Source organism: Lactiplantibacillus plajomi, from assembly GCF_005405405.1.
Classification (GTDB): Bacteria; Bacillota; Bacilli; order Lactobacillales; family Lactobacillaceae; genus Lactiplantibacillus; species Lactiplantibacillus plajomi.
In genome coordinates, this window is record NZ_BJDZ01000023.1 from 38350 (window position 1) to 46602 (window position 8253).

Genomic DNA, 8253 nt, shown 5'->3' on the forward strand with positions numbered 1-8253 from the left:
TCTGACGGTACTTGCCGCTTTTTGAGTGCGTTACTGCTAAACTTGACGGTCGTCAAGTTAATGATGACCGTACTTTGGCATACTAGGTTTTGTTGACTTGAACCCCAAAATAATCGGAAGTGAGTTTACTTTCGCTTCGCTGGTGAACATGCTATTTTAGACTAGAAATTAAGATTTTAATAATAGAGTGACGGTGACTAGTTGCAAACGGGCAACCGGCTGACGCCACTTTCTTCATCAACGTTAACCAGCGTGGGGGTGATGGCCTAGTTAAGTGGTTGGGATAAGTCTTTGACTGGTTTACCGCGGTACCACCAATCGTTAATGAAGTGCGCAAGTTGTTCGGGGGACTCCGTTAACCCGGTTTTTAACCAGTAGCGAACGACACCGACGATACCGTTGAGGTAGTATTCGATCATGTATTCCTTTTCGCGGGTGCCAATATCATTAATTTGGTTACGATTTTGGGCCAAGATTTCGCGCTTAGTCGTTGCGATAAAGCGCATGAGGAAATCCTGATCGGTCGTTAGAATGAACGACGTGATGGCGTGGCGCTTTTTGACCACCTCAAAAATCCCCGTCAAGATGGCTTGCAGTGAGTCGGGATGCGAATTAGCATCGATGACCGCCAATAATTCGGTAGTTGCGTCTTCTTCCATCTTTTCCATGCAATCCTTAACGTCTTCATAGTGCGCGTAAAACGTTCCGCGGTTGATGTCCGCCGCCTTGCAGACGGCGGTCACGGTAATTTCATCGATTGTTTGTTTTTGCAGTAGTCGAATTAAACTATCTTGAATCAGCCGCTTGGTCATTTGCGAGCGCCGGTTGTTTTTAGTACCTACCACTTAGCTTCACCTCATTATTTGAACATGTTGATTAGTTGTGTTTATTTAATGACAGTTTTATGAAAATTGTTGATTGAAATTTCTTTTGTTTTCATTTAACATATTGTTATTATTTAAACACGTTGTTCATTAAATGTCACGATGTCGTTTTATAAATTCTTTATTAGGGAAGGGATATAGATTGAAAGGGAGCCGTAGACGCTTTACAATTCAAGCGATTATTTGGCTAGTCGTGATGGTAGCGGCCATCATCTTCTTGCCGAACATGAGCAGTCTGGTCCGTGAAAAGGGTCAGACCAAGTTGCCAAGTAGTGCGAAGAGTCAGGTTGCGCAGGTGATTCAAAATCACTGGGGCCGTAATCAAGATAATACCCGTCAGGTGGTCGTTATCTTCAGCAATGGTGATTCACCGCTAACTGACATTCAGAAGCAGAAAATCGATGGGACGATTCAACGCTTCAAGGTGCAAAAGTCGAAGTACCACGTGAAGTCAATGACCGCTGCAAGTGATAACGCTGCGGCCAAGAAACAGTTGATTTCGAAAGATAAATCAACCGAATTATTACAATTGATGGTCGGTAAGAACCAGACCGTGTCGGCGATGACTAAGAACATCACGGCGGGGGCCAAGACTAGTGGCGTTAAAACTTACGTGACCGGGAGTGACATTTTAAACGATGACTTTACTCAGGTGACGGAGGCTGGGATTCAAAAGACCGAAATTATCACCGTGATTTTTATCTTTATTGTCCTGACGTTAGTCTTTAAGTCGCCGATTACACCGTTAGTTTCGCTACTATCGGTCGGGGTATCATTTATCATTTCGCTAAGTATCGTGATGAACTTAGTTGATAAATTTAACTTTCCACTGTCGAACTTTACCCAGGTCTTCATGGTCGTGGTCCTGTTCGGGATTGGGACTGACTACAACATCCTACTGTTTGATCAATTCAAAGAGGAACTCAGTCACGGCGATAATCCGATAGCCGCGACTGGGCGTGCGTTAAAGATTGCCGGTCGAACGATTCTTTACAGTGGTTCGTCGGTACTGATCGGATTTACCGCCCTCGGGTTAGCGAACTTCTCCATTTACAAGTCCGCCGTTGGGGTTGCGGTGGCCGTTGCGGTCTTACTGCTGGTCCTACTGACGTTGAACCCGTTCTTTATGGCCTTGCTTGGTCCGCGGCTGTTCTGGCCGACCAAGAAATTTGCCGGTGGTAGTACCAGTAAGATGTGGCACGGAATCGCTTGGAACTCGGTGCGCTATCCAATTATTGCGCTGATCATCGTTCTGGGCGTTTCATTACCATTCGTCTTTACGTATAATAACCAGTTAAACTACGATACGTTGGCCGAATTAAACGATTCGATTCCCGCTAAGAAGGGGTTCAAGGTTGTTCAGAAACACTTCTCAAAGGGGACGGCCGAACCGTCGACACTTTACATTAAGTCCGACCACGCGTTAAATAACGAAAAAGATTTGAAGGCCATTGATAACTTAACCAAACAGTTACAGAAGGTTAAGGGCGTTAAAACGGTGGCTTCCGTTACCCAACCAGGGGGTTCCGCGATTAAGGACCTCTACGTTAAGAATCAGTTAGGTACCGTGACCGGCGGGATGAAGACCGCGGGCAAGGGCCTGACCAAGATCAGTAGCGGGTTGGACGAAGCCAACGGTAAGTTGAAAAAAGCCAACATTGCGGGGAGCGTTAAGGACGTCAAGAAATTGGCGGACGGATCGAAGACGTTGCAAGACGGCGTTTTAACTTATACGAACGGCGTTTATACCGTTAATAACGGGGTCAATAAGCTTAATAGTAGTACCGGGACCCTGTCGAGCGGTGTTTCCCAATTAGCTAGTGGATCAACGAAACTCAGCAAGGGCTTGGTCACCTATACGAATGGCGTTTACACCGTTAACAGCGGTTTGAACCAGTTAAATAGTAAGACCGGGACCTTAGCTAGCGGCGTCAACCAGTTAGCAACTGGTGCCAACAGCCTATTTACCGGGAGCAACACCCTCAGCAACGGCTTAAACACCTTGAATAGTAAGCAAGGGGCCATTGCAAACGGAACGGGGACCTTAGCTTCCAGCGTGTCGCAATTACGAACGGGGTCAACCAGTGTGACGGCCGGCTTGCAACAAATGCAATCGGCAGTTAATGATTCCGTTAACGCGGGCACGAGTGCCGCCAGTCAAAAGCAGTTGGCGGACCTACAGTCGGGTCTAAACCAACTCAATACGGCCATGAATGGCTTGATTACCAAATTGGGTAACGGGTCGACTCAGATGCCCGATATTAGTAAGATAACGACGACTGCGAACGCGTTATCAGAAAATAGTCAAGCCGTTCAAAGCGACGCTACTAAGTTACAAACGGCACTAACCGACTTACAAACCCAATTGAAATCCAGCTCCTCAGTTAGCCTGAGTGATAGTGATATTCAAACCATCGTGGGTGCGGTCAACCAGAAGAGTGATACGAAGTTGACCGATTCACAGACCGCGGTGCTGACGGCAGCGCTTCAAGCACTGGGTAAGCAGATCAGTACCAAGGTTGCCGATGCAAGTAATTCGGCAGCCAGCAGCGTTCAAAGTGCCAATACGAGTGCCGAAGCGTTGAAGTCTGATTTGAATAAGTTGAACACCAGTGGTCAGGACTTAACGACCCAGTTACAGACGCTGAAGTCGTTAAGCTCACAACTGAGTCAGCTTTCAAGTTTGCAAACTTTAGCTAAGAAGTCGATTGACGCTAATGATGCTTCGTTGAAAGTGATTGATCAATTACAAGAAGCCATTACCGGTATGCAAAAGTTACAGGCCGGCTTAAACGGCACGGCCGGGCAAACCGGGTTGGTTAACGGTTCTCAGCAACTGACTAGTGGGTTGACCCAGTTGGCAGACGGGACTAGCAGCTTGAAGACACAATTAACGCAGTATACGAACGGAGTTGCGAGTGCCGCTGATGGCGCTAACAGCTTAACGGACGGTGCTTCGCAAGTTTCTTCTGGTATGTCGAGCCTGCAAGGTCAAATTCCAACGTTAACCAGTGCCATTAGCGCCTTAACGAGTGGGACGAACCAGTTGGCTAATAATTCTAGTTCGTTAACGAGCGGGGCTAACCAGCTTTCAAGCGGTTTAACGACCTTGAATAACCAAGTGCCGACCCTCGTCAGTGGTGTGCAAGCCTTAGCTACCGGGACCAACAAGTTAAACGCTAACTCCGCCACCCTTAACAGTGGGGCAAGCCAAATTGCCGCTGGTAACCAGACGATGTACACGACGATGCAGGGCTTAGTTGGTCAGATGAAGACCTTGCAAAGTGGCTTAACTACGGCTAGTGACGGGACCAAGAAGATCAATAAGGGGGTTGGCTCAGCCAACAGTTACCTGACCGGTCTTCAAGATTCCGACGCGGCTAAGACTTACTACGTTCCGAAGAGCGTCTTGAAGGGTAAGACCTTTAAGTCCGCGCTGACGGCCTACATGTCTGAAAATAACCACGCAACCAAGCTGACCATCGTGCTGGATAGTAATCCAAGCTCGAAGGCCGCGATGAACAAGGTTTCCGCTATCCAAACGCAGGCTGAAAACAGCTTGAAGGGGACGGCGTTAGACGGTTCGACGATTGCCATTGGTGGTCAAACGTCCGAAACGAACGACACCCAAGCGATTGCTTCGAGTGACTTCGTCCGGACCGCTGCGATTATGCTGATCGGGATTCTGTTAGCCTTGATGGTAATTACCCGTTCCGTACTGCAACCATTCTACATCTTAGGGACGTTACTCTTGGCCTACATCATGTCCTTGAGTATTACCCGGATGTTGAGTAGCTGGTTTATGGGTCAGGATATGTTGACTTGGAACACACCGTTCTTTGGCTTCATTATGCTGATTGCCCTCGGGGTTGATTACAGTATCTTCTTAATGATGAAGTACCGTGAGTTCGATAATTCGGCCGCAACGCCAAGCACGCGCATCGTGCGGGCTTCTGCCGTCATCGGGGCCGTAGTCTTATCGGCCGCTCTGATCTTAAGCGGAACCTTTGCCGCCTTGATGCCGTCCGGTGTCTTGACCTTGATTCAAGTGGCGATGGTTGTTATTATCGGGTTAATTATCCTGGTATTCTTTATTCCGGCCGTCATTCCAAGTTTGATTCGTTTAACTTACCCGTTAACCGATCGGATGGAAGATGAAACGACTGCGGATGAACCAACAAAACGTAAACACTAATTGAATTAATTAGCTAGAAAGGGTGACGGATAATGATTTCCGGCACCTTTTTTAGTCTGAAAGGGGAACTGACCATGCAACGATGTCCATGGGCCGACAGTTCGGCGAACATGCAGGCGTACCACGATTATGAATGGGGACGACCGCACCACGATCAACGCGAGCTGTTCGAGTTACTGTGCTTAGAAACTTACCAGGCGGGTTTGAGCTGGCAAACGGTTTTGAATAAACGGGCCGCCTTTGAGGAAGACTTTCAGCACTTTGAAGTTGCGCGGGTAGCCGCCATGACGCCGGCTGACGTGGATCGGTTAATGACCGATGAGCGGATTATTCGCAATCGTTTGAAACTTAACGCGACCGTGCATAACGCCCGTGTGATCCGCGACTGGGCGGGGGCGCAATCGTTTACTGAGTGGCTGTGGGCCTTCGTGGATGGTCAACCGGTGCGCCAGCCGTGGACTAGTGCCCAGCAAATGCCGGCAACTAACGATTTAGCGAAGCGGGTCACGAAGGCGATGAAGCAACGGGGCTTTAAGTTCGTTGGCCCGACTACCGTTTATTCCTACTTACAAGCAGCCGGATTAATTAATGACCATTTGATCAGTTGTGCGTTCGCACCGGAAAATCAAAGCTAATCGTTAATTGGAGGGGGTTCGAAATAATTTTTCGAGCGCCCTTTTTTATATAACCCCGCTGATTGGAGTAGTGGCTCTGACAAACTGAAAATATTCGCGCGAACGGCGCAAAAAGTCCTCGCCGTGTTCACAATTTAGCCCCATTTAATCGTTAAGTTAGGAGGTGTTCAAGTCACAATCCTAACTGAAGGAGGGTTAAGCGTGAATTTTTTTAAACGAGCATGGCTTAATCTAACGGCAAAGAAGGGCCGTTCAATTCTATTAATTTTAGTCACTTCCGCAATTATGTTATTTGTCTTAGCGGGGTTGCTGATTCGTAACGCGGCGGATACCGCCACGACTAACGCAAAGAAGAGCGTTGGCGCGACCGTTACTCTGTCGGCGAACCGCCAAGCGGCTTTTAAAAAAATGCGGCAGTCGACAACTAAGCAAAAGAGTCGGCCCAAGTTGACGACTTCGCCGGTCAAGTTAAGCGATGCAAAGAAAATTGCCGCGTTAGCCAACGTTTCCGGCTATAACGCGACTGCGTCAACGTCCGCTAACGCCAAGGGCTTTGACGTGATTTCCACCAGTAGTAGCAGTAGTGGTGGCATGAAGGGCATGGGCGGCGCGATGAGTAGCAGCAGTGGTAACATTGCGATTTCCGGCGTGACCGCCACTAGCAGCGTCTCCAGCTTCCAAAGCAAAACGAGTAAAATCACGAAGGGCCGCGGTATCACTGCCAGTGATAGCGGCACCAACAACGTGGTGATCGAAAGTGAACTTGCTAAGCAGGATAGCCTGAGCGTGGGCGACACCATTAAGCTGAAGGCCACGACTGGTCAGAAGAAGACCTATACGATGAAAATCGTCGGGATTTATAAGACGTCTTCGACGACGACCCAGCAAGGCCCCGGCGCAACCGACCCCGCCAATAGTGTCTACACGGCAACCAGCTTTGCTAACACCATTAAAGGATCCAAGTATAAGAACACGGCTGACTCCGTGACCTTCTCGATTTCGAATCCGGCCAAGGTCAGCAGCGTGAAAAAGGCTGGTAATCAGTTGATCAACACGTCTAAGTACTCGTTAAGCACCGATGACAGTAGTTACCAGACAGTCAAAGCGTCGATGGACAACGTGAAGTCGTTTGCCGATAAGATCGTCTGGCTAGTCGCGATTGCCGGTACGATTATCTTAGCGTTGATCGTCATTTTGATGGTTCGCGAACGGCGTTATGAAATTGGCGTGCTACTTTCACTCGGCGAAAGCCGTTGGAAGATCGTGGCCCAGTTCTTCGTTGAAATGGTGATGGTGCTTGTCGTTTCCATCGTCGTTGCCGGCTTCGGCGGTAAGTTTGTGGGCAACCAATTAAGCGACCAGTTGGTTTCACAACAGACGACCACGGCAACCACGACTAGTCAAACGGGTGGTCAACCCGGTGGTGGTGGCATGCCGAGTGGTAACGCCGGTGGCAGTCAGCCAAGTGGTCAAAAACCAAGCGGTGGGCAAATGCAAGGCGGTCCTAACCAACAAGCCAGTGGTGCAACTAGCCAGCAAACTGATCTGGACGTCAACGTCACGGTGTTGGATCTGGTGCAACTGGGTGGCTTAGGCCTCGGCATCATGTTCCTATCGATTATGTTAGCGTCCGGCGGTATTTTACGATTACAACCGAAGAAGGTACTAATTGATTAGGAGGCGATTCTTTGTTAAAAGTTGAAGATTTAGGCTACTGGTACGACCGCCAAGAAAATAGTTTGTTCGAACACGTTAATTTAAACTTTGAATCCGCGACGTCCTACGCAATTGTTGGGCAGAGTGGTTCCGGTAAAACAACCTTTTTATCCTTGTTAGCCGGATTGGATAAACCACGGGCAGGTCAAATTACGTTGAACGGTGACCCGATCAATCAAATTGGGTTAACAAACTACCGCAAGTCGCACGTCTCAATTGTCTTTCAGTCGTACAATCTGCTAACGTACATGTCGCCGTTGAATAACCTGATGACGGCGATGGCAATTACCAATTCTAGTCACCGGGGCGATAAGCAGTACGCCCAGGAGATGTTACGAAAATTGGGATTGACAGATGAGCAGATGACTAAAAACGTCCAACGCTTATCCGGGGGCCAACAGCAGCGGGTCGCGATTGCCCGTACAATGGTCTGCGATGCCAAGTTAGTGGTGGCGGATGAGCCGACCGGTAACTTGGATGAAGCCAACACCCGTGACGTCATCCAGTTGTTTCAAAAGATTGCTCACGAGCAACAAAAGTGCGTGATCATTGTGACCCACGAACCGGACGTGGCCGCGGCTTGCGACCAGTCGTACCGGTTGGCTAAGCACGAATTTAAGTTAGAACAGGTTTAGTAAACATACTAAGATTAGCTCTGTAAAACCAAACCGGTTTTACAGAGCTTTTTGAATTACAGTGGAATATGTGGAGCTAAAGATCGAATATGCCCTTTGGACTTCAAGTCCGTATTACAAACCGATCACCGCCATTATTCTTAGTAATTCAGGTTTAAGTATGTTGGTCTTCGAGACCGTGTTTAGGA

At 48.4% G+C, this 8253-nt stretch carries 5 protein-coding genes; 4 read left to right on the forward strand and 1 reads right to left on the reverse strand.

All coding sequences use genetic code 11. The features are described from left to right. Nucleotides 1–266: 266 nt before the first annotated feature. Nucleotides 267–845 carry a TetR/AcrR family transcriptional regulator gene (locus tag FFM82_RS09860; protein ID WP_137645670.1) on the reverse strand — a complete coding sequence of 193 codons (579 nt, stop codon included), beginning with the start codon at nt 843–845 and terminating at the stop codon, nt 267–269. A 181-nt stretch (nt 846–1026) separates the two neighbouring features. Here FFM82_RS09860 and FFM82_RS09865 point away from each other — a divergent pair, with 181 nt between their 5' ends. The 4 genes from FFM82_RS09865 to FFM82_RS09880 all read left to right on the forward strand — a co-directional run bounded on the left by FFM82_RS09865 (nt 1027) and on the right by FFM82_RS09880 (nt 8065). Continuing rightward, complete coding sequence (locus FFM82_RS09865) at nt 1027–5079, forward strand: MMPL family transporter (RefSeq protein WP_137645671.1); 4053 nt, start codon at nt 1027–1029, stop codon at nt 5077–5079. Nucleotides 5080–5153: 74 nt separating this feature from the next. Further along, nucleotides 5154–5714 carry a DNA-3-methyladenine glycosylase I gene (locus tag FFM82_RS09870; RefSeq protein WP_137645672.1) on the forward strand — a complete coding sequence of 187 codons (561 nt, stop codon included), beginning with the start codon at nt 5154–5156 and terminating at the stop codon, nt 5712–5714. A gap of 201 nt (nt 5715–5915) precedes the next feature. Then, the gene (locus FFM82_RS09875; RefSeq protein ID WP_137645673.1) at nt 5916–7391 is read left to right on the forward strand and encodes an ABC transporter permease; all 1476 of its coding nucleotides are present in this window, start codon (nt 5916–5918) and stop codon (nt 7389–7391) included. Between the two features lie 11 nt (nt 7392–7402). Continuing rightward, a complete protein-coding gene (locus FFM82_RS09880; protein WP_137645674.1) occupies nt 7403–8065 on the forward strand; it encodes an ABC transporter ATP-binding protein in 663 nt (220 codons plus the stop codon). The last annotated feature ends 188 nt before the right edge of the window (nt 8066–8253 follow it).

Excerpts from the sequence above, each read along its gene's own strand:
- FFM82_RS09870 (WP_137645672.1), top strand. The coding sequence starts at position 5,154 with ATGCAACGATGTCCATGGGCCGACAGTTCGGCGAACATGCAGGCGTAC.